Annotated in this window: 22 protein-coding genes; 20 read left to right on the top strand and 2 right to left on the bottom strand. The window is 46.1% G+C overall.

Annotated features, from left to right (window positions below):
• The first annotated feature begins 142 nt into the window (after nucleotides 1-142).
• The 15 genes from ABJ081_05055 to ABJ081_04985 all read left to right on the top strand — a co-directional run bounded on the left by ABJ081_05055 (nucleotide 143) and on the right by ABJ081_04985 (nucleotide 17,507).
• Nucleotides 143-1,237: a TRAP transporter substrate-binding protein gene (locus tag ABJ081_05055; GenBank protein MEP6356031.1), complete on the top strand. Its 1,095-nt coding sequence runs from the start codon at nucleotides 143-145 to the stop codon at nucleotides 1,235-1,237.
• 124 nt (nucleotides 1,238-1,361) lie between these two features.
• On the top strand, nucleotides 1,362-2,345 hold the full coding sequence (locus ABJ081_05050; protein ID MEP6356030.1) for a TRAP transporter small permease subunit: 984 nt from the start codon (nucleotides 1,362-1,364) through the stop codon (nucleotides 2,343-2,345).
• Between the two features lie 37 nt (nucleotides 2,346-2,382).
• The gene (locus tag ABJ081_05045) at nucleotides 2,383-5,034 is read left to right on the top strand and encodes a TRAP transporter large permease subunit (GenBank protein ID MEP6356029.1); all 2,652 of its coding nucleotides are present in this window, start codon (nucleotides 2,383-2,385) and stop codon (nucleotides 5,032-5,034) included.
• A 217-nt stretch (nucleotides 5,035-5,251) separates the two neighbouring features.
• Entirely contained in the window at nucleotides 5,252-6,571 is a 1,320-nt protein-coding gene (gene phaZ / locus ABJ081_05040) for a polyhydroxyalkanoate depolymerase (protein ID MEP6356028.1), read from the top strand.
• A 269-nt stretch (nucleotides 6,572-6,840) separates the two neighbouring features.
• Nucleotides 6,841-7,269, top strand: a complete 429-nt coding sequence (locus ABJ081_05035) for a DUF2852 domain-containing protein (protein ID MEP6356027.1) — start codon at nucleotides 6,841-6,843, stop codon at nucleotides 7,267-7,269.
• A gap of 140 nt (nucleotides 7,270-7,409) precedes the next feature.
• Nucleotides 7,410-8,165, top strand: coding sequence for a SprT family zinc-dependent metalloprotease (locus tag ABJ081_05030; protein ID MEP6356026.1), 756 nt, complete (start codon nucleotides 7,410-7,412; stop codon nucleotides 8,163-8,165).
• Between the two features lie 363 nt (nucleotides 8,166-8,528).
• Nucleotides 8,529-8,708, top strand: coding sequence for a Flp family type IVb pilin (locus ABJ081_05025; GenBank protein ID MEP6356025.1), 180 nt, complete (start codon nucleotides 8,529-8,531; stop codon nucleotides 8,706-8,708).
• A gap of 136 nt (nucleotides 8,709-8,844) precedes the next feature.
• A complete protein-coding gene (locus tag ABJ081_05020) occupies nucleotides 8,845-9,342 on the top strand; it encodes a prepilin peptidase (GenBank protein MEP6356024.1) in 498 nt (165 codons plus the stop codon).
• 136 nt (nucleotides 9,343-9,478) lie between these two features.
• Complete coding sequence (gene cpaB, locus ABJ081_05015; GenBank protein MEP6356023.1) at nucleotides 9,479-10,303, top strand: Flp pilus assembly protein CpaB; 825 nt, start codon at nucleotides 9,479-9,481, stop codon at nucleotides 10,301-10,303.
• 70 nt (nucleotides 10,304-10,373) lie between these two features.
• Entirely contained in the window at nucleotides 10,374-11,867 is a 1,494-nt protein-coding gene (locus ABJ081_05010) for a type II and III secretion system protein family protein (GenBank protein MEP6356022.1), read from the top strand.
• 67 nt (nucleotides 11,868-11,934) lie between these two features.
• A complete protein-coding gene (locus tag ABJ081_05005) occupies nucleotides 11,935-12,663 on the top strand; it encodes a CpaD family pilus assembly protein (GenBank protein ID MEP6356021.1) in 729 nt (242 codons plus the stop codon).
• A 9-nt stretch (nucleotides 12,664-12,672) separates the two neighbouring features.
• Complete coding sequence (locus tag ABJ081_05000; protein MEP6356020.1) at nucleotides 12,673-13,932, top strand: AAA family ATPase; 1,260 nt, start codon at nucleotides 12,673-12,675, stop codon at nucleotides 13,930-13,932.
• A gap of 39 nt (nucleotides 13,933-13,971) precedes the next feature.
• Nucleotides 13,972-15,420 (top strand): CpaF family protein, encoded by a 1,449-nt coding sequence (locus tag ABJ081_04995; protein ID MEP6356019.1) that lies wholly within the window; start codon nucleotides 13,972-13,974, stop codon nucleotides 15,418-15,420.
• A gap of 84 nt (nucleotides 15,421-15,504) precedes the next feature.
• Nucleotides 15,505-16,491, top strand: coding sequence for a type II secretion system F family protein (locus ABJ081_04990; GenBank protein ID MEP6356018.1), 987 nt, complete (start codon nucleotides 15,505-15,507; stop codon nucleotides 16,489-16,491).
• 17 nt (nucleotides 16,492-16,508) lie between these two features.
• Complete coding sequence (locus ABJ081_04985) at nucleotides 16,509-17,507, top strand: type II secretion system F family protein (GenBank protein ID MEP6356017.1); 999 nt, start codon at nucleotides 16,509-16,511, stop codon at nucleotides 17,505-17,507.
• 113 nt (nucleotides 17,508-17,620) lie between these two features.
• Here the strand turns inward: ABJ081_04985 and ABJ081_04980 are convergent, their stop codons facing one another.
• A complete protein-coding gene (locus tag ABJ081_04980; GenBank protein ID MEP6356016.1) occupies nucleotides 17,621-18,430 on the bottom strand; it encodes a tetratricopeptide repeat protein in 810 nt (269 codons plus the stop codon).
• Between the two features lie 176 nt (nucleotides 18,431-18,606).
• On the opposite strand from ABJ081_04980, the gene ABJ081_04975 reads away from it, so the two are divergent.
• The 3 genes from ABJ081_04975 to ABJ081_04965 all read left to right on the top strand — a co-directional run bounded on the left by ABJ081_04975 (nucleotide 18,607) and on the right by ABJ081_04965 (nucleotide 21,417).
• Complete coding sequence (locus ABJ081_04975; protein ID MEP6356015.1) at nucleotides 18,607-20,007, top strand: leucyl aminopeptidase family protein; 1,401 nt, start codon at nucleotides 18,607-18,609, stop codon at nucleotides 20,005-20,007.
• A 114-nt stretch (nucleotides 20,008-20,121) separates the two neighbouring features.
• Complete coding sequence (locus ABJ081_04970) at nucleotides 20,122-20,472, top strand: MarR family transcriptional regulator (GenBank protein ID MEP6356014.1); 351 nt, start codon at nucleotides 20,122-20,124, stop codon at nucleotides 20,470-20,472.
• 42 nt (nucleotides 20,473-20,514) lie between these two features.
• Complete coding sequence (locus ABJ081_04965; GenBank protein ID MEP6356013.1) at nucleotides 20,515-21,417, top strand: NlpC/P60 family protein; 903 nt, start codon at nucleotides 20,515-20,517, stop codon at nucleotides 21,415-21,417.
• Nucleotides 21,418-21,497: 80 nt separating this feature from the next.
• Here the strand turns inward: ABJ081_04965 and rpmE are convergent, their stop codons facing one another.
• Nucleotides 21,498-21,722: a 50S ribosomal protein L31 gene (rpmE, locus tag ABJ081_04960; GenBank protein ID MEP6356012.1), complete on the bottom strand. Its 225-nt coding sequence runs from the start codon at nucleotides 21,720-21,722 to the stop codon at nucleotides 21,498-21,500.
• A gap of 191 nt (nucleotides 21,723-21,913) precedes the next feature.
• Between rpmE and ABJ081_04955 the strand changes: the two genes are divergently transcribed.
• Both ABJ081_04955 and pyrC read left to right on the top strand, forming a co-directional pair.
• Nucleotides 21,914-23,731: an ABC transporter transmembrane domain-containing protein gene (locus tag ABJ081_04955; protein ID MEP6356011.1), complete on the top strand. Its 1,818-nt coding sequence runs from the start codon at nucleotides 21,914-21,916 to the stop codon at nucleotides 23,729-23,731.
• 9 nt (nucleotides 23,732-23,740) lie between these two features.
• Nucleotides 23,741-24,781 carry a dihydroorotase gene (pyrC, locus tag ABJ081_04950; GenBank protein ID MEP6356010.1) on the top strand — a complete coding sequence of 347 codons (1,041 nt, stop codon included), beginning with the start codon at nucleotides 23,741-23,743 and terminating at the stop codon, nucleotides 24,779-24,781.
• Nucleotides 24,782-24,797 lie beyond the last annotated feature (16 nt).

Raw genomic sequence — 24,797 nt, 5'->3', positions numbered from 1 at the left:
ACCTGTGATGTCTAAAGTTTGTATAATCTAAAGTACAATTGTCAGTTTTATTCATTTGCATAATCTAAAAATGTAATACAAAATAGTAAGATACGTTTTGGAAGGTCTCGAACGTATAATGAATTAACTTGGGAGAGTTTATATGGATCGTCGTTTATTTTTGAAAAGCGCAGGCGTTGCCGCTGGTGCCACCACAGTTGCTACAGCGCTAAGCGCCCCTGCTATTGCGCAGAGCTCTGTGGAAATGGCTATTGTTTCAACATGGCCTAGGGATTTCCCGGGCTTGGGTGTTAGTGCGCAGCGTCTTGCTGCACGCATTGGTGAGCTGACCGAAGGCGAAATTAACGTTCAATATTTTGCGGCAGGTGAGCGTGTGGGTGCCTTTGACAGTTTTGATGAAGTTGCCTCAGGTAACTCGCAAGCCTATATCGCTGCTGATTACTACTGGAAGGGCAAGCACCCAGCTTGGGCGGCCTTTACAGCTATTCCTTTTGGTTTGACCTATACTGAAATGGATGCCTGGATTAAATATGCTGGCGGACAACAGCTTTGGGACAAGCTTGCTGGTGAATTTGGCCTGAAAAATTTCGCATGTGGTAACACAGGCGTTCAGATGGGTGGTTGGTTCAACAAAGAGATCGAATCCGCAGACGACCTCAAAGGTTTGAAAATGCGTATCCCTGGTCTTGGTGGCGATGTAATGGCGAAACTCGGTGTTTCTCCTGTGTCACTGCCAGGTGGTCAAATTTATGAAAACCTCGTATCAGGCGCAATCGATGCAACAGAGTGGGTTGGTCCTTACAATGACTTCTTCATGAAGTTTTATGAGGCTGCTAAATACTACTACTGGCCAGGTATGCATGAGCCAGGCACACAGCTTGCGCTAGGTATGAATGAGAAATTCTGGTCCTCACTTACCAAGACGCAACAGGCAATCATTGAGGCTGCATGTAACGAAGAAAATGCACGCCAGATGGCTGAAACTAATGCCAACAATGGTTCATTCCTGACCAAACTACAGACCGAACACGGCGTTAAACTGCGTGAATTCAACGATGATGTTTATGACTCATTCGGTGAAGCCGCTGTAGAAGTTCTTGAAGAGGCGCGCGAGCACAGCCCGCTTGCCAAAGAAGTCTTCGATAGCGTCATTGCTGCTCGTAAAGACATCGGTTCATGGACTGCGATTTCTGACGCTGCTTACGTTCAAAAACGTAACCGCGTTTTGGATATCTAAATCTATAAAGATAATAGTATTATCTTGGGAACGAGGGTTTTCACCCCCGTTCCCAACTTTGTTATTTTGCAAATGCTCTGTGTTGTATAATTTGGCTGCACGGTCAGCTGGGGATTTTCAATAGATGTCACCGAATTTTTCTATTCGCTGTTTTGGCTGGATGATGTTCGCTCTGATGGTGGCTTATATTATCAATGTCGTTCTCACATTCTGGGTAGGTTTACCCGGTGTTGGGCAATTGTTTGGTTGGGACACAAATGGAAGTGGCTCATCAACAGCATCTGCTTTTCAACTAGCGCTTTATGTAGCTGCTGGTTTGCTTGCTATTTTCTTTGTGCTGAAAACGAGCGCAAGAGGTCTGAAAAGCGATGCGCAACTTATGTCTGATTTTAACGCAGCCTTTATTCGTGCTGCATTTTGGGTTGTCTTTTTAGTTGGCCTTGCAGACGGCGCGATTTCTTTTTTACGTGTTGAAGACCTTCTTGGCGCTATGGTTGGCGATGATTTAGCCAGCAATCTTGGGCGTTCAGAATATCGTGGGCTTTATGTGCATATGCCGATTGTGATACTCGGCATCGTGATTGCGGCCTTTACGCGAACGCTCGGCTTCATGTGGCTTGCCTTGCTCGTCGTTTTGGCTGAGTTGATTATTGTTTTCTCAAGATTTGTGTTTTCTTACGAGCAAGCCTTCATGGCTGATCTGGTGCGCTTTTGGTATGGGGCTTTGTTCTTGTTTGCCTCAGCCTATACCTTGCTTGATGATGGTCACGTAAGGGTGGATTTGCTTTATGCAAGCATGCGCCGTCAGGCTAAAGGTAGGGTCAATGGATGGGGGGCAATCCTGCTTGGCATCCCTTTGTGCTGGACCATTTTATGGGTGGGCATGTGGTCAAAAACCAGTGTCATTGTGACGCCGATATTAGTGTTTGAAGTCACTCAATCCGGCTTCGGTATGTACGTCAAATATTTCATGGCTGGGTTTTTAGGTGTGTTTGCCATTTCAATGATGATGCAATTTATTAGTCAGTTGTTCACGGCATTCGATGACCAAAACAGAACACAGATTGAAGCTGATATAGATAGTGATGCTAAGCCAGTAATAGCGTAACGGCCCCAAAGCCGCAAAAGACCAAGGTTAAAATAATATGGAACTCTTCTTTCTGCTCTTGCTGGTTGTTATCATGGCCACCGCTCTTGGTTCGGGGTATCCAGTAGCTTTTGCTTTGCCTGGCGCGGCAATTTTGACTATCGCGGCGGCTGGGGTTTCGGGATATTTATTTGCAGGAGATTCGAGCGCGTTCTTTGCGCAAGATGGGCCAGTTCAGTGGTTGAGTGCTGGTGTTACCAACCTTCGAGGGGTTTATTGGGAGCCTGAACGAGATACGTTGATTGCGATCCCGCTGTTTATCTTTATGGGCATCATGTTGCAACGCTCACAGATTGCAGAAGATCTTCTTGTGACGATGGCGCAGCTCTTTGGTCCAGTGCCGGGTGGGCTTGGTATATCTGTTGTTCTTGTTGGTGCTCTCTTGGCCGCAACCACGGGTATCGTCGGCGCGACGGTTGTAGCAATGGGCCTTATTTCTCTGCCTGCCATGCTCAAGCAGAATTACTCGCAACCCCTGGCAACGGGCACGATTGCAGCCTCCGGCACATTGGGTCAAATCATTCCACCATCCATTGTCCTCATCATTCTAGCGGACCAATTGTCAAGCGCAGTAGATCAGGCTGATACAGCCCGTAAGGCTCTATACAAAACGGCGACGGGCGAAATCAGCATGCCATCAGAATTTGGCGTTGTTTCAACCTCTGCAGGCGATATGTTCCTTGGCGCTCTGATCCCTGGTTTAGTGCTTGTTGGTCTTTATATTCTATACATATTGTGCTTTGCTTTATGGAAACCAAAACTCGCACCGGCGGTTCCCTTTGAGGGGAAAATGGACTTGGCGTTTGCGGGTAATGTTGCGCTTATTCTTATCCCACCGCTTACGCTCATTTTTCTTGTTTTGGGTTCAATCATCGGCGGTATTGCAACAGTAAACCAAGCCGGTGCTATTGGTGCAGCTGGCGCGCTCATTATGGCGGGTTATCGTCTTTTCCCAGATCGTAAAACCACCTTCATTCCAGCCATTATCGCTGTGTTATCACTTGCTGGCCTCGCGTTCTTACTCAAGGCTTATAATGTGAACGTCAAAAACATCTCCACGATGGAAGATGAATTTGCGCTCGCAATGGCGATTGTTTTGGTGGCTGGTATAGGTTTATCACTTATCTGGAGTGGCCTGCGCACGCTGAAAATCAATGAAACGCTACAAGGCGTGATGATAGAAACGGCGAAAACGACGTCTTTGGTTTTCATTATTCTACTTGGCGCTGCAATGCTAACAGCCGCTTTCCGTGCCTTTGGTGGAGAGGAATTGGTGAAGCATTTCCTTGAAGGCTTGCCTGGCGGATTTTGGACCAAATTCATCATCGTGATGGCTGTAATTTTCGTCCTCGGGTTCTTCCTCGATTTCATTGAAATTGCTGTGGTCGTGGTGCCGATTGTGACGCCGATCTTGTTAGCCGACCCCTCTGCTAATGTGACAGCAGTTTGGCTTGGTGTGATGATTGGTCTCAACATTCAAACATCATTCCTGACGCCACCCTTTGGCTTTGCTTTATTTTATCTGCGCGGCGTGGCGCCAGCGGTGGTAAAGACTATTGCCATGTATAAGGGTGTTTGCGCCTTTATCGGGCTCCAACTGATCGCGCTTGTTATTGTTGGTTTTAACCCTTCACTTGTGAACTATCTGCCCAACCGCTCGTCCTTGACCTCAGACACGGCGCCTCCGCCGCTTAATCCAAAGTTGCAATATTGCATGGAAGATTATGTCTATGATCAATTCCAGACTAATGGTGACACGATCCGTGCCTCTATCAAAAAAGCACAGGGCTTTGATCTTAGCTATTTGCCCGTGAAATTTGGCGAGGAGCTGAGTGGTGCGATTGGCGAGGCTGAATCTGTATTTGGATTAATGGATGAGATTAAAAAGACAGAAAACGCTGTTATGGATGCCTCCGATGGTTTCCGGCCAATCCACACAACGGTTCGCACGTTGGAGCGTGAAATGGCTGTTTTTGCCAAAGAGAAGAAAAAGCAGGAACAAAGATTAAACCGCGCCAGGGGCAATGAAAAGGTCATCGAATTGGCGACCTCCAAAATTGCTGAATTGGATGAAGAAATTGCAACGCTACAAGCGCAAGTTCCCCAAGAATGGGATGCAGCCCAGAAAGCTTACAGTACATTGACCAAAGCGGAGCGAGCCGCTCGCAGTCAATATCGCCGTGCGGTTGATCAGGCATCGAAACCAGTAGTCGAGGCCTTGGTCGTGCTTTCCAGCAATGAAGCATATATTGGATTGCGGGCTGAGCTAGATAAGTTGAAGGCCGATTTGCAAAGCCTAGACAATAATGCGGCGATTGAACGGATTAAAAGCTCTGAGGCGATTATCAAGGCAGTTGCAGGTACGGGAGAGATTCGTAAAAGGCTCAGTAAAGGCCGGCGCGCGATGAAAGGCAAAAGGGCTGATCGCGATAAGGGTGATGCGCTTATAGCAGAAGCCTTTGTTGAATATGAAAACGGACTTGGCTGGCGTGAGCGTGCGGCGAATGAATTGCTGGAACCACTCAAAGCTTATGAAGCATCAGTTGCTGATACTATTGGCTTACGTGCCCAAAAGCGCCTACCGCGCGCACAAGCGCTATATGTGGCCAAATGCAACTCAGGACACCGTGATATTGGCCTCAGTTTCTAGGGCTTAGCCCTAAGGGTGAGTGTTGATTAATTGGAGTAGCTTGCTCAAGTCAGCTTATTGCGTAGACTGAATAGGATGATTTGTTTAGCAAACAAATTGTCAAAATAGACACCTTTGTAGATTATATCCGTTCATTAATCATGATGGTTAGTTGTGATGTGTGATTTATGTGCTATTGTGCAGTGCACAACTATACATTCAAAGGGAATCTAGTCGCATGTCTTTTTACTTAATGCACGAAATGACTCATGCAGCGCTTAATCCCTTGCGTGCTGTCGCGGACATGACCAAGCTTTATTATAAAAACCCATTTAATCCATTAAGCTCGACCCCCATGGGCAAATCTTTGGCAGCGGGTTGCGAAGTGTTTGAACGCGCTACACGCCAATATGGAAAACCAGAATTCGGCATTAAAGAAACGGTCATTGATGGCCAAACTCTGCCTGTACTTGAGGAAGAAGTCTGGTCCGATACATTTTGCAAATTGCTTCACTTCAAACGCATGGTTCCAGCTGGAACTAGCATTGATATGACCAGTAAAACGTCCAAGGTTGTACTTGTCGCGCCGATGTCCGGCCACTACGCCACCTTGCTACGTGGTACGGTTGAGGGGCTTTTGCCGCATCATGATGTTTATATTACAGATTGGGTTGATGCTCGTCAGGTTCCTGTATCACAGGGTAAGTTCGATCTGGGCGACTACATTGATTACATTATATCAATGGCCCAATTCTTTGAAGGCGATGTCCATTTCGTGGCCGTTTGTCAGCCGTCAGTGCCTGTTTTGGCAGCTGTTGCACGCATGGAAGAAGATGGTGACCCTTCTGCACCGAAGTCTATGACCTTGATGGGTGGACCGATAGATACGCGGGTCAATCCGACAGCTGTTAATGATCTTGCAAGTAAGAATGATCTGTCTTGGTTTGAAAATAATGTCATCATGACGGTACCGTTTCCTAATCCGGGTTGCATGAGACGCGTCTATCCTGGCTTTTTGCAGCTGACGGGTTTCATGAGCATGAACATGGACCGCCACATGACGGCGCAGAGGGAATTTTATAACCATCTTGTCGAAGGTGACGGCGATTCAGCTGAAAAACACCGTGAATTTTACGATGAATATTTAGCGGTCATGGATTTGACGGAGGAGTTTTACCTTCAAACTGTTGAAGCAGTATTCATTGAGCACGCTTTGCCAATGCGCAGCTTAATGCATCATGACAAACACGTTGATACGAGTGCCATTAAAAAGGTCGCGCTGTTGACTGTTGAGGGTGAGAAAGACGACATTTCAGGTTTGGGTCAAACAAAAGCAGCCCATGATTTATGTGAAAATTTACCCGACTCCATGAAGGTTCATTATATGCAGCCATCAGTTGGGCATTATGGCGTCTTTAACGGGTCTAAATTTCGCAAAGGCATCCGCCCCCGCATAACTGACTTCGTTAATAGTTTTGACAAGCAAGATGCAGCACCTGTTAGCGCCAAGGCCAAAGCAAAAACGAAGAAGGTCAGAACCACAAGCACGGTGAGCTAGATAAGCTGCCATTGAAAAACCCTGACGGCAAAGCAAAGCCTTGGCTGGCTAATTATCTCATTATATCTGAGAGATAAATAACGTAGTGCCTTCAATGAACTCAGCATCCTATTTCAAAATAATGCCCGAATTTTCTTGAAACAAATTTCTACCATCACCACATAGTGTACGAGACGTGACCAGTGCTTGCTTCTAGTAAAGGGCGTTTGTCACGGTTGCCTTGCCGATGAACGGCGAAGCAATTTGGTGCATTATTTACGAGGTAGAAAATGATCCAACAACAAACCGCATATGCCACTGGTAAGGATAACGCAGGTCCTTTTTTGAAGCCTGGCTGGAGTCCATTTAACATCATGCTGATGATTTTAGGGTTCGTGTTTTTCTGGCCCCTTGGTCTGGCGATGCTTTGTTACAACATTTGGGGGCATAAATTGAGTGATCTGATACAAGACATCAAACGTCAGTTCGAAGATTTATTTGATTGGTCAACGACCAGCCGTCCAGTGCGTCCAATGGGCAATACAGCTTTTGATACTTATCGCGCTGAGGAATTGGCACGATTAGAGCAAGAGCGCGCTAAAATTGACGCCATGCGTCAAGAGTTTGACGACCACTTGAACAGTTTACGTCAGGCACGCGACCAAGAAGAGTTCGATGAGTTTATGGCGAGCCGCAATAAAGCCGCCAAAAAGCGTTGATACTCAGGTTATTCTATGACGAAGGATAAGTAGCCTTCTCATCATCATTGAGTGAAAGCGGAGCCTTAGGGCTCCGTTTTTCGTTGCGACTTATTGAAAACAAGGATGGCGTGATCAAGCGAGTCATTTATAGTATACTGATGTTGAGATCATTTTTTGCACCCACTCGGGCGAGTAATAAATACAATCAAACACTCACTTTGGAAATTGCTGGTGAGCAGGTGGATTTATCAATACGCCACAATGCGCGAGCAAAACGCTATACATTGCGTATGCCACAAAAAGGCAATGCGCCAGTTTTGACCATCCCTAAGCATGGCACATATGATGAAGCCCATGATTTTGCGTTGCGAAATATCGACTGGCTAGCGGATCGCATATCAAATAAATCTCCCGTTACAGCATTTGAAGCGGATGCGATTATACCGTTTCGCGGTGAGAAGTACCGATTACAATCAAGCGGCGCATTGCGTGGGCGGGTTCAAAGCGTTGTAGATGATGATCATATGAATACGCTCCTTGTCCCAGGTGATAGTCAGCATTTTGAACGCAGGCTAACCGATTGGCTTAAAAAACAGGCGCGAGAGGATATCACCAAGGCATGTATCCATCATGCCAATAATCTTGGATTGCATTATCGCTCGATCACTATACGCGACCAACGGACACGCTGGGGGTCATGCTCCTCTGGTGGTAGACTTAATTTTTCATGGCGGCTCATTTTAGCGCCGATGGAAGTTCTTGATTATGTTGCAGCTCACGAGGTCGCTCATCTGGAAGAAATGAACCATCAGCCGCAGTTTTGGCGTCTGGTAGAGAAAACCTGCCCTAACATGCAAGAACACCGCAACTGGCTGCGAAACAATGGCCATGAATTACATCAATATGGTTCTTGAGGAGTAGGCTCTTGCTTGAAGCGGGATTTGTATTTTTATTTTGATTGTCAGAAGGGTTTTTATTTAAAATATAAAGGCCAATATTATTCATAGTTAATATGAAGTAAAATTATGATAGTATATATCTTGTATATTTCCTCCGATAAAATTTGTAACTCATTGTTTTATATATATAATTATAAAATCGAATGGAAAATATATGATTGATTAATCATAAGTATATCGGTTTTTTCTTATAATTTTATTTAGTCGAATTAACTGAGATGAAATAACTATCCCCTATGTTCAAGTCATCGCTGGCTCCTATAAGTATAAGAGGGCCACGGTATTTGTTTAACAGATGTGAACACACAGGAGCTCACAATGAAACTTTTGAAAAAATTCCGTAAAGATGAAAAAGGCGCAACAGCTATTGAATATGGTCTGATTGCTGCTCTTATTAGCGTTATTATCATTACTGCGCTAACTACACTTGGTACTTCTTTGAGCACCAACTTTGATGAAGTAGAACAAGCTATTTCTGGTACAGCAGCAGGTGGCTAAACTTATATTGACATCCTAACCATTGGGTTAGATGTTGAGTGAAAGCGGGAGTTTTACTCCCGCTTTTTTTATTCTTTAATGGTTTTTCATCATTTTTTTCTAATCTATTGTTAAAAATAACACCTTGGTGGGCGGCATGATCCAGAATTTAATATTCGCATTATTTTCCATATTGATGATTTACGCGGCATTGTCTGATCTGCGGTCATATACACTGCCAAACTTTATCTCGATCATACTTGTCGTCGGTGTTTTAGCCATTTTTGCAGTCATCCAGCCGCCATTAGAGTTGTTCGCTTGGCATGTGGGTGTGGCAGCCGTTGTATTTGTTATTGGCTTTATTATGTTTATGACCGGAATTTTTGGGGGAGGTGATGTGAAAGTCATTTCAGCCCTAGCTTTATGGTTTGGGCCAGGCAATTTTATTACCTTTTTTACATATATGGCAATTTTCGGCGGTGTACTTGCACTCTGTTTGCTTATTTTTAGACGTATTCCACTATCAGAAGAATTTAAAAAAAATAAAACTATAAATGGACTGCACGACAAAAATGAGGGCATTCCTTATGGCGTAGCCATTGCAATTGCTGCCCTTATAGAGTTTCCGAAGACCTATATATATCAAGCGTTTTAAACATTATTGCCAGCTTATATAAGTAAGATTTGATTAACTAAACAAAATTATCGTTTGTTAACCATAATTATACGACTTGCATGTCATTTTGCCTCACAAGCTTCGCAAGAGTTGCGATTTTTAATGAGGGAATGAGATGAGTCCTACACGTCTATTAATACTTGGAATAGGTTTTGTCGCTGCCATCGTTGCAGCTGTCATGGTCGTGAACTTAACGTCATCGGCGGGACCAGAAACCATCCGTCAAGTTGTCAAAGTTCCAACGATTGAGACAACGAAAATACTAATCGCTAACAAACGATTAAATCGCGGTGATGCAATAAAAAGTGGTTCATTAAGATGGGCTGAATGGCCATCAAGCAGTGTGACAAAAACGCATATCACCCAATCTGCAAATCCAGACGCACTTGAAAAATTCACAGGTGATACCGTTCGTCTCACGATGGAGCAAGGTGATCCTGCACAAAGCAGCAAGTTTGTGAAACAAGGACAGGGCTTCATGGCATCTGTGCTTGAAGAAGGTAAGCGGGCTGTTTCAACGAATGTTTCACCAGGTACAGCGGCTGGCGGATTTATTCTTCCTGATGACCGTGTGGATGTGATGATGACACGGGCTGTTGATAACGGTGTGGAGGGTAGTGCACAGAGTTTTGACACTGTTCCTGTCCTGCGCAACGTGCGGGTGTTGGCGATTGACCAACAAATACAAGAAAAAGATGGTGAACCTGTCGTTGTTGGTAAAACGGCGACGCTTGAACTGACAGATGAACAGGTTCGAATCTTGACTGTAACTCAACAGGTTGCTGATTCCATCACTCTGGCATTGCGCTCTATCCGAGATTCTGATGAGCCAGTTTCCGCTGATGGTGCCTACCTCATAAGTGGTTCTGATGGCAGTCAGAAAAATAAAATTTCCATAGTGCGTCATGGCAAAGTTTCCGCCGTGAAAACCGATAAGTAGGATTGTTATGAAAAATTCTCCGTTTTTTGGCCAAGCTATTATAAGCAATCGTTTTTTAGCAACGGCGTTCATGTCTGCGGTATTAATTTTGGTCGCTTTCTGCGCCACTATTATGCCAGTACATTCAAAGGACCGTGTTAATTCTGGTCTTGAAGTCTTACGTACGACTGAGGTCGGAGCGGTAAGACGTGTGGCGCTTGGACTTGATAAGTCTCTGGTTGTCGAATTGCCAAGAGATGTTCGCGATGTCCTTGTTGCAAACCCTGAGATTGCGGATGCGATTGTTCGTACAGCACGCAAAATTTTCCTGATAGGCAACAGTGTTGGTCAGACAAATATTTTCCTTTTCGATGGTGCAGGCAACACGGTATTGAGTCTTGACCTAAAGGTTGAACGAGATATCGGTCCGCTTGAAGAATTGATTGAAAAATATGTGCCAGGTTCAGATGTTACTGTTGAAATAGCGAATGATAACGTTATTTTGACGGGTACTGTACCAAACCCTCTCGCGGCGGGTCGTGCAGCTGATCTGGCTCAGGCCTTTGTAACTGGCGGTGAAGCAACAACCGGTCAATTTACGCAAACAGCAACAAGTGGCCAAAACGGTGGTGACTCTGCAATCAGCAATCCCGATGATGAACGCGCAGTTAGCCAGGTGATCAATCTCCTACAAATTGAAGGAGAGGATCAAGTTCACCTTAAAGTTGTTATTGCTGAAATTAGACGCAGTGTCTTGAAGCAGCTCGGGGTTAATTTAACAGCAACCGTAAGCGGCCAAACAACAGCGGCAGCGCTTAGCAGTGCCGCTATATCTGGAGCAGTAGGCTTTTCTCAACCAGGTGGTCTTGGAGCTACTATTAGTCGAAATTTTGGCGGAGCAAACGTTACTTCGGTAATAGATGCTTTGGAACGGGCGAATGCTATTCGCACACTAGCAGAACCTACATTAACAGCACAGTCAGGCCGTGAAGCTTCGTTTCTTGCCGGTGGTGAAATACCAGTCCCTGCGGCTTCTACTGCTGATGACGATGGCGAGGTAACAGTCACGACAGAATTTCGTCCATTGGGTGTCTCACTCAGCTTCACACCAGTCGTGCAATCTCCTGAACGCATAAGCATTACGGTGAATACTGAGGTTAGTGAGATTGATCCAACACGCGCTCTCACCTTTGTTGGTCCGACACAAATACCGTCTATTTCAGTGCGGCGTGCCTCCTCAACGCTTGAGTTACCATCTGGTGGCACGATGGTTTTGGGTGGATTGTTGCGTGACGATATTCGTCAGTCATCGCAAGGCCTCCCTTATTTGAAAAACCTGCCAGTGCTTGGTCCACTATTTGGAAGCAATAATTTCATTCGCAATGAAACCGAGCTGGTGATTATGGTCACACCCTATTTGGTGCGCCCAACGTCAGCGAAGAAACTGACACGTCCAGATAAGAATTATGCCCTCAATGACGATGCAAAGAACTTCCTGATGAATAGTCTGAATAGACTGTACGGCGGTAAGGGCGATGGCGCGAAGGGTAAATATCACGGAAACGTCGGGTTTATTTATAAGTAATCGTAATCAAAGGCTTATCGGTCAGTCGATCATTTGATCAACACCTTAGGCCGCAGAGGATGACAAAATGAGTATCGCTTTTAACAAGAAGGCTAGTGAAATGACTAATAGAAACATCGGAAACGCAATCAGATACGCCGGCTCCGCTTGTGCCTTTATGGTTTTGCTTGCTGGCTGTGCATCTCAAGCTCCGTCAAATTACAATGTTGCTCCTGTTTCTTATCAACAGAAGCATCCGATTGTAGTTGATGCATCACCAACCACACTGGATTTGCCAGTTGGAAATGAGCGCACGCATCTAACAGTTGGTATGAAAAGTGCTATCACTGGCTTCGCTAAAGATTACCGCCAATCAGGTGCAAAGGGCTTGCAAATTTTAGTGCCGTCAGGCTCATCAAATGAAATAAGTGCCAGTCATATAGCGGGTCATGCTCGTGAAATACTAGAACAGGGTGGTGTACATCACCGACATATCGCCTTGAGACCTTACACAGCTCATAGTGGGCAAGCGCCTGGCCATGTTCGTCTTTCTTTCACTGCTATACAAGCGCGTGTTGCGAGTGAATGTGGTGTTTGGCCAACTGATATTGGCACCGATTTTGAGAACAGAAATTACGAAAATTTTGGTTGTGCCACACAAAGTAATCTAGCAGCTATAGTCGCTGACCCTAATGATATCATCGAGCCGCGTGGCCAAGGCGCAATTAATGCTGAACGTACAGCAGTGGTTGTCGGCGATTTCGAAGCAAACACAGCGCCAACTGTAGCACCCGTCGCTGTTTCAGACTTATTTTAGGATAGAATTATGGATACAAATACTCCAGGTCATACGGCGTCAGAATCAGATTTGCGCCCAATTCCAAGAATTTCCATTCAAGCCTTTTGCGAAACGGAATCTCTACATCAGTCTATTGGAACATTTGCGGCTGATCGGCGTATTGCCCGTGCACATGTGAAAACCCATATGGGCGGCACGCGCGCAGCCATTGAGTTTTATCAAAGCGCACCAACGCCAAATGTTGTCATCGTAGAAAGTGATCTAGATAGCGATGCGCTCATTAATGAACTTAATCTCCTTGCGAATGTCTGTGATGCAGATACGAAGGTGATCGTGATTGGTAATAGAAATGATGTCGAACTTTATCGCCGTTTGATGAAATTTGGTGTTTCAGAATATTTGGTTGCACCGCTGTCAACCATAGATTTGATCAGCTCGTTAGGTGACATGTTTACAGCACCTGATGCAGAGCCTTTGGGGCGTACAATTGCTTTTGTTGGCGCTAAGGGAGGAAGCGGTTCTTCGTCGATTGCTCAAAACACAGCTTGGTCGATCTCAGAATTGTTCGAGAATGATGTGATCATAGCTGACTTTGATTTCGCCGGTGGAACTGTTGGTTTGAACTTCAATCAAGACCCGGCACAGACAATAGCTGATGCTTTAGTGTCGAGTGAAAAGCTTGATGGCACATATTTGGACCGTATTCTTACCAAGTGCACAGACCATCTCAACCTTTTGACAGCGCCAGCCATTTTGGACCGCATGTATGAGTATACCGAAGAAGAGATAGACGGCTTGGTGGAAGTAGCACAAAGCTCGGTACCGTATTTTGTAATGGATTTGCCATACTTATGGAATGATTGGATGGCTGCAACACTCACATCAGCGGATGAAGTTGTCATCACGACAACACCGGATTTGGCTGGATTGCGTAATGCAAAAAATTTGTTTGATACTCTTAAGCAAAAGCGCAAAACCGACCCTAAGCCGCATATCATTTTAAATCAGGTTGATCGCAGCAAAGAGACCGAGATTAAGGTTGGAGCATTTGAAGATGCTCTTGAAACCAAAGTTACTCTCAGTATCCCGTTTGAGCCAGTTGTTTTCGGTACAGCAATGAACAACGGACAGATGATCGCAGAGAGCAATCCAAGATCGCCAACTGTAGCCAAATTTAAGGCACTGGCAGCAAACTTAACAGGACGCACAGAAGCCGCATCTATGGAAAAAAGCGGCATGAAAGTGCCATTCCTAGATAAATTTCGCGGAAAGAAGCAGGCTTCCTAAAGTTTCAGGACTCTAGGCGCAAAAGTTGAAGGGTATTAAATGTTTGGAAAACGTGGTTCAGGTGGCAGTGAAGATATTCCTGTAGCGCCAATAAGTGAAGCTAATGAGAGCGCTGTACCAGTTGTACAAGATACTGCGGTACAAGCCCCAATGGCTGCACCTAAAAAGGCACCTAAAGATAAATTTGTAGAGCATTCAGAAGAATATTACGATATTAAGACATCTGTTTTTGCCGCATTGATTGATACAATCGATCTGTCGCAATTGGCTGTGCTCGACCAAGAAAGCGCGCGAGAAGAAATTCGCGATATAGTCAATGATATTGTCGCTTTAAAAAATCTAGCGTTGTCGATTTCCAAACAAGAAGAATTGCTAACGGACATTTGTAATGATGTCTTGGGCTATGGTCCTTTGGAGCCTTTGCTAAGCCGTGATGATATTGCTGATATCATGGTCAATGGTGCTGGCACTACCTTCATCGAGGTGGAAGGTAAAGTTGAGGAAACTGGCCTCAAATTCCGCGATAATTCTCAATTGATGAATATCTGCCAGCGCATCGTGAGCCAGGTTGGCCGTCGTGTTGATGAAGCAAGTCCTATATGTGATGCGCGTCTTCCTGATGGTTCACGGGTTAATGTGATTGCGCCGCCATTGGCATTGGATGGTCCAACACTGACCATTCGTAAATTTAAAAAAGACAAGCTGACCCTCGATCAGCTTGAGGGTTTTGGATCTATTTCTGCTGAAGGCGCGGAGATATTGAAAATTATCGGCCGTGTGCGTTGTAATGTTGTCATCTCTGGCGGTACAGGTTCTGGTAAAACGACCCTCTTGAATTGTTTGACGCGCTATATTGATACGGATGAACGTATCATCACGTGCGAAGATTCCGCCGAGCTACAATTGCAGCAGCCACACGTTGTGCGCCTTGAAACGCGTCCTCCCAATTTGGAAGGTGAGGGTGAGATCACCATGCGTGATCTTGTTAAAAACTGTCTGCGGATGCGTCCTGAACGTATTATCGTTGGTGAGGTGCGCGGACCAGAAGTTTTCGATCTGTTGCAAGCAATGAACACGGGTCACGATGGTTCAATGGGCACAATCCACTCCAACTCACCGAGAGAATGTCTGGCACGTATGGAAGCCATGATTGCGATGGGGGGCTACACATTGCCCGCTCGTACGGTGCGTGAAATGATTTCAGGATCGATTGATGTGGTCGTACAGGCAACACGCCTGCGCGATGGATCACGTCGCATCACGCATATCACCGAGGTGGTTGGTATGGAGGGTGATGTGATTACGACACAGGATCTCTTCCTCTATGACATCAAGGGCGAGGATAGTAATGGGAAAATTCTCGGTCAGTTCCGTTCAACAGGTATTGGCCAACCAAACTTCTGGGATCGCGCTCGCTACTACAATGAAGAAGAGCGCCTTGGAAAAGCATTGGATGCTGCGAATGTTTCTGAAGAAAACGGATTTTAATATAGTTTACCTGAGTATCTCTCATCGATGAAATGAGGATACAGGCGAGAATAAAGATAGTTACAAAGTCAGAAGGAATCTGAAGTGCCTCTCAATGTTATCATTATCGCCGCGCTGATTGCTGTCGGTGTTATGCTTATCGCAGTTGCTATTTTTTTGCCAAAATTAAACACAGAAAAGCGCACAAATAATCGGCTGCAAAATATTAGCAAGAACTCAAAAGACCCTACAGCAAGAAATCGAGGTGTTGAGTCTGCAAAGCGCCGTAAAACTGTACAGGCGTCGCTCTCAGAAATAGATGAAAAGGCTAAAAGTAAGGCCAAGAAAAAGGCATCATTGGCTTTGCGACTTAATCAGGCTGGGTTGAGCATATCCAAACCTACTTTCTTTATTTTGAGTGCTGTTGCTGCTGTAATTTTTGCCTTAGGTGCTTTTGTCTCTCAATTGCCACCTTTGTTCATTTTTGGCGCTGCATTTGTTGGTGGGTTTGGTCTTCCTCGATTTGTGATCAATTTTTTGAAAAACCGTAGGGTGAAGGCATTCACCAATGATTTGCCGGAAGCCATTGATATCATGGTGCGCGGCATTAAGGCTGGTTTGCCTTTGTTAGATGGTATGCGTTTGGTTTCATCAGAAGCAAGAGAACCACTGGCTTCAGAATTTCGTGGTGTGGTCGAAGCTCAACAGTTGGGTCTACCCTTGGGTCAGGCTATCCAAAGAATTAATGAAAATATCCCAACGCCCGAAACAAGTTTTTTGGCGACGGTTATCACTATTCAGCAAAGTTCGGGTGGTTCGCTGTCTGAAGCTTTGTCCAACCTTGGTAAAATTCTTCGCGAACGCAAGAAAATGCGGATGAAAGTCAAAGCGATTAGTTCAGAAGCTAAGGCGTCTGCAGGTATTATTGGATCACTTCCTATTGTTGTTGCTGGCGTTGTTGCTGTTGTTTCACCTGATTATATAGCGAGGCTTTTTGAGACCTCTACGGGACATATCGTTCTGGCTTGTGCTGCGGGCATGATGCTGACGGGCATAGCGGTTATGCGCAAGATGATTAATTTTCAGATTTAGGCAAAGCGAGATACAGAATGTTTGATGCATTTTTTGAAACATTGACAGGACCGCAAGGCATTGCTGCAACGGCTACGGCTACGGCGGTCTTTATTACTATCTTGGTGCTTGCACGCCCTATTTTTGTCCGCGATGACTTAAGTAAACGGATGCGCAGCGTGTCTACAGAACGTGAACGGATCAGAGCGCGTGAGAGAGCCCGTTTGGTGGACAAGAACGAACAAAGCGGTTCATTGCGTCAGGGGGGCGTTCAAAAAGAATCAATAATGACCAGTGTCGTTAAAAAGTTTAATCTTAGAGAGGCGCTTGATGACGGCTCGATATCCACAAAGCTTGCTATGGCGGGTTATCGTGGCCCAAAGCCTGTTATTGTTTTTCTCTTTGCACGCGTCGTTTTGCCTTTAGTGTTTTTTGTGCTGGCATTGATTTACGTCTTTACTTTTAACCTCTTGAGCGATCACGTTATTACCATTCGCATAGTGGCTTGCCTTTGTGTCGCTTATATTGGTTTTGTTTTGCCGAATTTGTTGCTTTCTAGCCAGACAAGTAAAAGGCAGCTATCCATACAACAAGCCTTTCCAGATGCGCTCGATCTGCTTCTTATTTGTGTTGAATCCGGCATGTCTGTAGAGGCGGCGTTTAAACGAGTTTCGCAAGAAATGGCAGAATCATCACCAGCCTTGGCAGAAGAGTTTGCTATAACAACAGCAGAATTATCCTTCTTGCAGGTGCGCACAGATGCTTATGACAATCTTGCAGCACGAACAGGTCTTGATGGTGTCAAAGCATGTGCCCTTGCTCTTACACAGGCTGAAAAAGTTGGTACTCCCGTGGGGGCCTCTCTTCGGGTTATGGCGCAAGAAAACCGTGATTTACGCATGAATGCCGCCGAACATAAAGCGGCGTCTTTGCCTCCTAAATTGACGGTGCCTATGATTATCTTTTTCTTACCAGTGCTCTTCATGATTATTATCGCACCGGCGATTATCCAGCTCTATGAAAGAGATATTTGGTAAGATGCATACTTTGGGTAATTAAGGCCCAAACTAGATTAATAAAAAAAGGCGCTCCTCATATTGGGAGCGCCTTTTTTAATGTGTAATACGTAAAGGGTGTACTGGTTAAAAGATTAACCCGTTCTACCTTCGTCTTTCAGTTTGTCCCAAGTGTTTTCTTGCGTGAGAAGGCTACGAAGATATGCAATGTTTGCTGCGGCTTTTTCGGGTGGCAAGTCTGCGCGCGCTATATTTTCAGCTTCTTCAAAACGCCCCTGAAGCCCTACAATAAGCGACAGGTTCTGACGAACTCTATCATCAGCATTAGGACGGGATAAAGCTTGTTTGAGGAGTTTTTCCGCCGATAGTAAATCACCAGTCAGTACATGAGACATGCCTATATTACTTAAGATACTTGGCTCCGCTGGGGCAAGGCTCAAAGCATATTGATATCTTTCCCTTGCAACATCGTGGTTGCCTATTTGATCAAGAATAGCACCTTCTGCGGAGACAAGCTTCCAATCGGGTAGGTCAGGACGTTGGGCTGCGCGAATGACACCGAGAGCATTCTCGAATTGTCCTTCTGCAGCCAAAGCTTTGCCATAAGCGGATTGAACACCGGTATCATTTGTATGTCGTATGGATGCTTGTCTCAACACAGCGACGGCTTGCTGTGCTTTGCCGGTCCGTCGCAGAGCGGATGCAAAATTTAGAGCTGCTGTGCGATCTGCTGGATTTTTTTGATATTTATCACCCCAAAACTGTACACCTTTAGCAGCGTCACTGCTTGAGACAATGCTGCCGGTTGTTTGCGGCGAGGTTGTTGAAGCGCAGGCACCCAATAATAGAGCTGCCGTAATAGGTAAAACAACGCTGCCACGCAAAAGTTGTTTCGACCAGCTATGGCTCTTATTTGTCTGATTGTTCAATGAAGATCGTATCATAAGCAATATCCAATTAAGGGAGATTGGCATCTGATTATTCAGATAATTTGCACGCCAATAACCGACTTTATGCTTACTAATTGGTAAATGGTTATCCCTAATCTTTGGTTAACAAGGACATGATGTGTCTATAGTTTAGCTGTATGATTCGTAATCAAATTGGAGTGTCTTTCCCTATGCCTGTTGAATTATTAAGCCAAGCAGATGAGCCCAAAGATGCGATCGAAATTATAGTAACAACCCCAGAAACTATGAATGAAGCATGTTCGTCGATGAGTGAGGGCGACCGCGAGTGGCTGGCTACCGTTGATTTTAGTGCAAAATCTGGTCAGGTTTGTCTGCTTCCCTCTAACAGTGGAGGAATAGCAAAGGTCTTTTTTGGTGCTCCAAAAGCGGGAAGTGAACGCTCAGCCCTTCAATTTGGCAAACTCACGAAAGCCTTACCCGCTGGCACGTATCGTTTTTCGACAACACCGAATGTAGAAAAAATTGTCGCTTTATCCTGGTTATTGGACGCCTATCAATTCAACCGTTATCAGGGAGATGGCACAGGGGCTAATGATGGGAAAGTCATCAAGCTTATTGTTGCAGATGAGCAGGCTCTTGAAGAAGCTAATCGTATGGGCAAGGCAGCAACCTTGACCCGTGATCTCATAAATACACCAACCAATGATATGGGGCCGGAACAACTTTCTGACGCCATGCGCGACCTTGCTGATCAATATGGAGCAAGCTTCAGTGAAATCATTGGTGATGATTTGATTGAGCAAAATTTCCCATTGGTTCATGCTGTTGGCCGCGCTAGCGAAAGCGAGCCGCGGCTCCTTGATATGCGATGGGGTAGCGAGCGAATGCCGAAGATAACATTGGTCGGCAAAGGTGTGTGCTTTGATACTGGCGGCCTCAATATAAAGACCGGCAACTTTATGACCTTGATGAAAAAGGATATGGGGGGAGCAGCTAATGTGTTGGGCTTAGCGCAGATGATAATGGACGCCGAATTGCCTGTGCGCTTGCGGGTCCTTATTCCAGCTGTTGAAAATTCCATTGCAGGCAATGCCTTTCGCCCTGGTGATATTCTTTCCTCGCGGCTTGGTTTAAGCGTTGAGATCGCGAATACAGATGCAGAGGGTCGTCTAGTTCTGGCAGATGCGCTTGCCTATGCAGATGAGGAAGCACCGGATTTGCTGATTGATATGGCGACCTTGACGGGTGCCGCGCGTGTGGCACTGGGGCCGGATGTGCCGCCGTTTTACACCCATGATGACGGATTTGCTGAGGAACTATCTGTTCGTGCTCGCGACATGGAAGATCCAGTGTGGCGCATGCCTTTGTGGGAGCCATATCAAGCAATGTTGGATACGCCAATTGCTGACGTCAATCATGCACCAACAGGTGGTTTTGCCGGATCAATCACAGCTGCTCTTTTTCTTGATCGCTTTGTTAAATCAGCCGCCATCTGGGGGCATTTCGATATTTATGGTTGGACACCAACCGCTCACTCTGCACGCCCCAAGGGGGGAGAGGCACAAGCAATTCGTGCACTCTATGCATTCATTAAAACGCGATATAATTAGGCTCCTATCCTTAAACAAAAAGAATGCAGCAGGTCTTTGTGCGTCTCGCCTTGCTTGTTGTCTGTGATCGCGCTATTTTTTGATACGGTAGCGTAATGAGTTAAGAGTATAGATATGGCAGTTGATCTGCGGGCAAGTCAGGCTTTACGGCTTTGGCATCAAGTCAATCTTGATTTGGTGTTAGAGGGTGATATTGATTTATCCTATCGTCAACTCACAATTTTATTGACAATCTATTTGGACTTACCGCCCCACACTGTGCGCGGTCTTGCGCAACAATTGAATGTTACTAAGCCGGTTATTACTCGCGCTCTAGATACACTGGGTAAACAAGGCCTCGTGTCTCGTGTTCGAGATGAGAGTGATCGGCGCAATGTTATTATTGAGCGCACTGTAGAAGGTGCGCTATATGTGGAAAAGCTTGGTGATATCGTCATCCAAAAAGCAAGTTTACTTTCCCTTTAAATTCATTCAGCCTCTTATATAGTTTATACGAGGAGTATTTTGATGGATGTGCGCTATTTAGAAATACCTGAGAACTTGGCCGATAATCCGCGACTAAGGCCCATGCGGGATGGCACGGCTGCGCGCTCGTTAAAAGATATAGTGTCGGCAGACCATTTCGTTGATGAAAAAATATATAATGTCAGCGTAGCTGTTTGTATTTTAAGGTCTGAGCCGGAAGAAGAAGCAGGGGCTGATACCCAATTACTCCATGGTGAAAATTTTGCGGTTTATGGCGAGCGCGGTGATTGGTTTTGGGGGCAATCGTCCCATGATGATTATGTCGGCTGGGTGAAGAAAACGCATCTGCGCGCAGGGTCAGCCGAGGCGACACATCATGTCATGTCGCGGGGCACATTTCTTTATTCAAAGGCAGATTTAAAATCACGACCTGTCATGAAAATACCAATGGCGGCGTACGTAAAGGTGATAGGGGAACAAGAAATAAGAGGGACGAAATATCTCCAAACAAACCAGGGATGGTTGATCGCCCGTCATATGCGTAACCTTGATGAATATGCTAGTGATTTTGTGATGGTTGCTGAAAGCGTTATGGGATTGGCCTATCTCTGGGCTGGGCGTTCGACCTTTGGCATTGATTGCTCTGGTCTTATTCAATTGTCCATGGGCATGGCAGGCATTGCTGTCATGCGTGACACAGATATGCAGGAGCAAACGATTGGCGAAGAAATATCGCTGAGCGATGATTTGAGTGGATTAAAACGCGGCGATCTTATTTTTTGGCCCGGCCATGTTGGCATGATGCGTGATGAGGAAAATTTTCTTCATGCTAATGGTCATACAATGACAGTATTTTCTGAGCCGCTGAAAGATGCGATTGAGCGCATTTCCTATCTCTATGGAAAACCACGCACGGTTAGGCGGCCTTTCGCGCTTTCTGCATGAAATGAGATGATTTAACTCAATCAAAATAAAAAGCCCAGTCGCAAAACCGGGCTTTTGAATGAATACAAAGATGTTTCAGCTTAGTTGCCGAGAATGCCTTTATAGCGGTCTTTAAAGCGAGACACGCGACCACCACGGTCAACAAGGTGTGTGTTACCACCGGTCCATGCAGGGTGCGTTGTTGGGTCGATATCAAGCGTCATTGTGTCGCCTTCAGAACCCCATGTAGAATATGTTTGATAGGTTGTTCCATCATTCATCACGACATTAATTACATGATAATCGGGATGCAGATCTTTTTTCATTGTGTTTGCTTTCTTATAAACCGTAAACTGACGGGGCAGGCCACATTCAGACCGGTTTGGTTTTGACTGCGTTATTAGATGCGGTTCTATAATCCGAACTTGATGCGGACACAAGTCCTATTGCTATTTTCAGTGTCAGTCCTTTAAAAGAAATAAGGCTTAAGCCTCAATTTTCTCGTAAAAAGTATCATATGACCGCGAAACATAAAAATACCCCTACCAGCCTGACCGCGAACGATAACTCAAAGCGCCCTGTACTCACGCCTTTGCGGATGCTTATTCCTTATATTTTTCAGGATAAAAGGCTTGTTGTTGCAGCTCTTATCTCTCTGCTTGTGGCTTCTGCCGCAACCTTAACGGTGCCAGTGGCGCTGCGTCGGGTGGTGGCCAATGGCTTTTCAGGCGAGAACGTGGACACAATTGATTATTATTTTATAGCAATGATCGGCGTGGTTGCGGTTTTGGCTCTTGCCAGTGCTGCACGTTATTATTTTGTCACGCAAATCGGTGAGCGTACGGTTGCGGATATTCGCAAGGACGTCTTTGCTGCCGTGTTGAAATTCGATGCAGCCTATTTTGATAGCGCTCGCACAGGTGAGGTAATCTCACGACTGACGGCAGACACAACGCAAATTAAATCGGCGGTCGGCTCCACAGCATCTGTCGCGCTTCGCAATATTCTTCTTTTCATTGGTGCCATCATTATGATGGTCTATACCTCCCCACAATTGTCGGGTCTGATTGTTTTCGCCATTCCCTTAATTGTGCTGCCTCTTATTGCCTTTGGCCGTCTTGTGCGCCGCCGCTCGCGTGCAGCTCAAGACAAGCTTGCCGATGCATCGGCCTATGCCACTGAGATGGCAGGCTCGGTGCACACGATTCAAAGTTTAAGCGCAGGAGAGGGCGTTCAATCAGTTTTTTCATCGACTGTCGATGCTTCTTACCAAGCGGCAAGAAATGCAATTAAAACACGGGCATTTTTGACTCTGATTTTGATCTTTCTGATCTTTGCCAGCATTGTTTCAATTCTTTGGGCGGGTGCCCGCTCGGTCATTGAGGGTGATATGGCACCGGGCATGTTGGTGCAATTTCTGCTTTATGCAGTTTTTGCCGCTGGTGCTATGGGTTCCTTGTCTGAGGTGTGGGGTGAAATGCAACAGACGGCAGGTGCCACAGAGCGTTTGATGGAATTGGTTGCCGAGGAGCCACAAATCACAGTGCCGGAAAATCCAGTGCCGATAAGCGCTGGCGCAATCAATGTGGATGGAGTTCAATTTGCCTATCCTGGTGTGCCTGACAAAACCATTGTCTCCGATCTCTCCTTTACTGTGGAGCCGGGCGAAACGGTTGCCATTGTCGGCCCATCGGGGGCCGGTAAAAGCACGATCTTCCAGCTTTTGACGCGATTTTACGACCCGACCAATGGTGCTGTGCATTTAGGGGGCAGTGATATCAAACAGGCTGATCCAGACGCCTTGCGTTCTCTTTTCGCGGTGGTCCCACAAGACCCGGTTATCTTCAACGGTGATATTGCCGGCAATATTAGTTTTGGCGCAAAAGGTCACGTTGATGATGCGACCATCGTAAAAGCGGCAAAAGCCGCGCGTGCCGATATCTTCATTGATGAAATGAAGGGCGGTTATCATGCGCGCGTTGGTGAACGTGGTATCACGCTGTCGGGCGGACAAAAACAACGCCTTGCCATTGCTCGTGCGATTTTGCGTGATGCGCCAATCCTTCTCTTGGATGAAGCAACAAGTGCGCTTGATGCCGAAAGCGAAGCCCATGTGCAGGCAGCTTTGGAAGATTTGATGAAGGGGCGAACAACCCTTATCATCGCGCACCGTCTTGCTACCATATTGAAGGCGGACCGTATTTTGGTGATGGATGAAGGTCGCATTGTTGAGCAAGGCACCCATGCATCCTTAGTAAAAAAAGGTGGCCTTTATGCGCGGCTTGCTAAATTACAATTTGAAAGCGATGTATTGGTGCGCCCTGCGGCTGAATAGGAAATTTGGATGACGAGTGAAATCACCATAAAGCGACCGGATGACTGGCATTTGCACCTGCGTGATGGGGCGATGCTCGAAGGTATTTTGCCGCATTCAGCGCGCGATTTTGCCCGCGCGATTATCATGCCCAATCTTGTGCCACCTGTGATCACCAGCGCTGATGCGAACGCATACCGTGAGCGCATTATGAAGGCCTTGCCTGAGGGGATGGCGTTTCAACCTCTTATGACGCTTTATCTGACCGAGGAAACAGATCCGGATGATGTGATTGCTGCTTATGATGCGGGTCTTATTCGCTCTGTTAAATTATATCCGGCGGGGGCCACAACAAATTCGCAATCAGGTGTGCGCGATTTTGATAAGGTGAGACCTGTGCTGGAGCGCATGGCAGAAGCTGGCGTGATCATGTGTGTGCATGGCGAGGTGACGGACAGCGAGGTTGATATTTTCGACCGCGAAGCTGTTTTCATCGATCGTGTGCTTGATCCTTTGCGGCGGCGGGTGCCAGGCCTTAAAGTTATTATGGAACATGTCACCACAAAGGATGGCGTGGATTATGTGATGTCTAATGCGACGGACCTTGCCTGCACGATCACAACCCATCACCTCATCATCAATCGTAACCACATTTTGGCCGGTGGCATTAAGCCCCATTATTATTGCCTGCCTGTTGCAAAACGCGAGAGCCATCGTTTGGCTTTGCGCAAAGCGGCAACCAGCGGCGATGCGCGCTTTTTTCTGGGAACAGATTCCGCCCCTCATACGGATGACCTAAAAGAACATGCTTGCGGCTGTGCGGGTATTTTTACGGCCATAAACACCATGTCCTGTCTTGCTCATGTGTTCGAGGAAGAGGGCGCATTGGATAAGCTCGAAGCGTTTTCTTCGCTCAATGGACCAGCCTTTTATGGGCTGCCAGCGAATGAAGAAATGATGACGCTCGTCAAGCAGGATGAAGCCGTGGCTTTTCCCGAAAAGATTGAAACGGGGGGCGGGCCTGTCACTGTCTTCGATCCCGGCTTCCCGCTTCATTGGCGTGTGGCTTAGGCCTGTGGCCTAAGCT

The sequence above is a fragment of the Hyphomicrobiales bacterium genome (assembly GCA_039989895.1).
In the GTDB taxonomy this organism is placed as follows: domain Bacteria; phylum Pseudomonadota; class Alphaproteobacteria; order Rhizobiales; family JACESI01; genus JACESI01.
The sequence above is the reverse complement of the archived record's forward strand: the minus strand, read 5'-3'. Positions and strand labels throughout refer to the sequence as shown.

Excerpts from the sequence above, each read along its gene's own strand:
- ABJ081_04955 (MEP6356011.1), top strand. The coding sequence starts at position 21,914 with ATGACCGCGAAACATAAAAATACCCCTACCAGCCTGACCGCGAACGAT.
- pyrC (MEP6356010.1), top strand. The coding sequence starts at position 23,741 with ATGACGAGTGAAATCACCATAAAGCGACCGGATGACTGGCATTTGCAC.
- ABJ081_05005 (MEP6356021.1), top strand. The coding sequence starts at position 11,935 with ATGAGTATCGCTTTTAACAAGAAGGCTAGTGAAATGACTAATAGAAAC.
- ABJ081_04975 (MEP6356015.1), top strand. The coding sequence starts at position 18,607 with ATGCCTGTTGAATTATTAAGCCAAGCAGATGAGCCCAAAGATGCGATC.
- ABJ081_05045 (MEP6356029.1), top strand. The coding sequence starts at position 2,383 with ATGGAACTCTTCTTTCTGCTCTTGCTGGTTGTTATCATGGCCACCGCT.
- ABJ081_05035 (MEP6356027.1), top strand. The coding sequence starts at position 6,841 with ATGATCCAACAACAAACCGCATATGCCACTGGTAAGGATAACGCAGGT.
- ABJ081_05025 (MEP6356025.1), top strand. The coding sequence starts at position 8,529 with ATGAAACTTTTGAAAAAATTCCGTAAAGATGAAAAAGGCGCAACAGCT.
- ABJ081_05010 (MEP6356022.1), top strand. The coding sequence starts at position 10,374 with ATGTCTGCGGTATTAATTTTGGTCGCTTTCTGCGCCACTATTATGCCA.
- ABJ081_04965 (MEP6356013.1), top strand. The coding sequence starts at position 20,515 with ATGGATGTGCGCTATTTAGAAATACCTGAGAACTTGGCCGATAATCCG.
- ABJ081_04970 (MEP6356014.1), top strand. The coding sequence starts at position 20,122 with ATGGCAGTTGATCTGCGGGCAAGTCAGGCTTTACGGCTTTGGCATCAA.
- ABJ081_05020 (MEP6356024.1), top strand. The coding sequence starts at position 8,845 with ATGATCCAGAATTTAATATTCGCATTATTTTCCATATTGATGATTTAC.
- phaZ (MEP6356028.1), top strand. The coding sequence starts at position 5,252 with ATGTCTTTTTACTTAATGCACGAAATGACTCATGCAGCGCTTAATCCC.
- rpmE (MEP6356012.1), bottom strand. The coding sequence starts at position 21,722 with ATGAAAAAAGATCTGCATCCCGATTATCATGTAATTAATGTCGTGATG.
- cpaB (MEP6356023.1), top strand. The coding sequence starts at position 9,479 with ATGAGTCCTACACGTCTATTAATACTTGGAATAGGTTTTGTCGCTGCC.
- ABJ081_04995 (MEP6356019.1), top strand. The coding sequence starts at position 13,972 with ATGTTTGGAAAACGTGGTTCAGGTGGCAGTGAAGATATTCCTGTAGCG.
- ABJ081_04980 (MEP6356016.1), bottom strand. The coding sequence starts at position 18,430 with ATGATACGATCTTCATTGAACAATCAGACAAATAAGAGCCATAGCTGG.
- ABJ081_04985 (MEP6356017.1), top strand. The coding sequence starts at position 16,509 with ATGTTTGATGCATTTTTTGAAACATTGACAGGACCGCAAGGCATTGCT.
- ABJ081_05050 (MEP6356030.1), top strand. The coding sequence starts at position 1,362 with ATGTCACCGAATTTTTCTATTCGCTGTTTTGGCTGGATGATGTTCGCT.
- ABJ081_05055 (MEP6356031.1), top strand. The coding sequence starts at position 143 with ATGGATCGTCGTTTATTTTTGAAAAGCGCAGGCGTTGCCGCTGGTGCC.
- ABJ081_05030 (MEP6356026.1), top strand. The coding sequence starts at position 7,410 with ATGTTGAGATCATTTTTTGCACCCACTCGGGCGAGTAATAAATACAAT.
- ABJ081_05000 (MEP6356020.1), top strand. The coding sequence starts at position 12,673 with ATGGATACAAATACTCCAGGTCATACGGCGTCAGAATCAGATTTGCGC.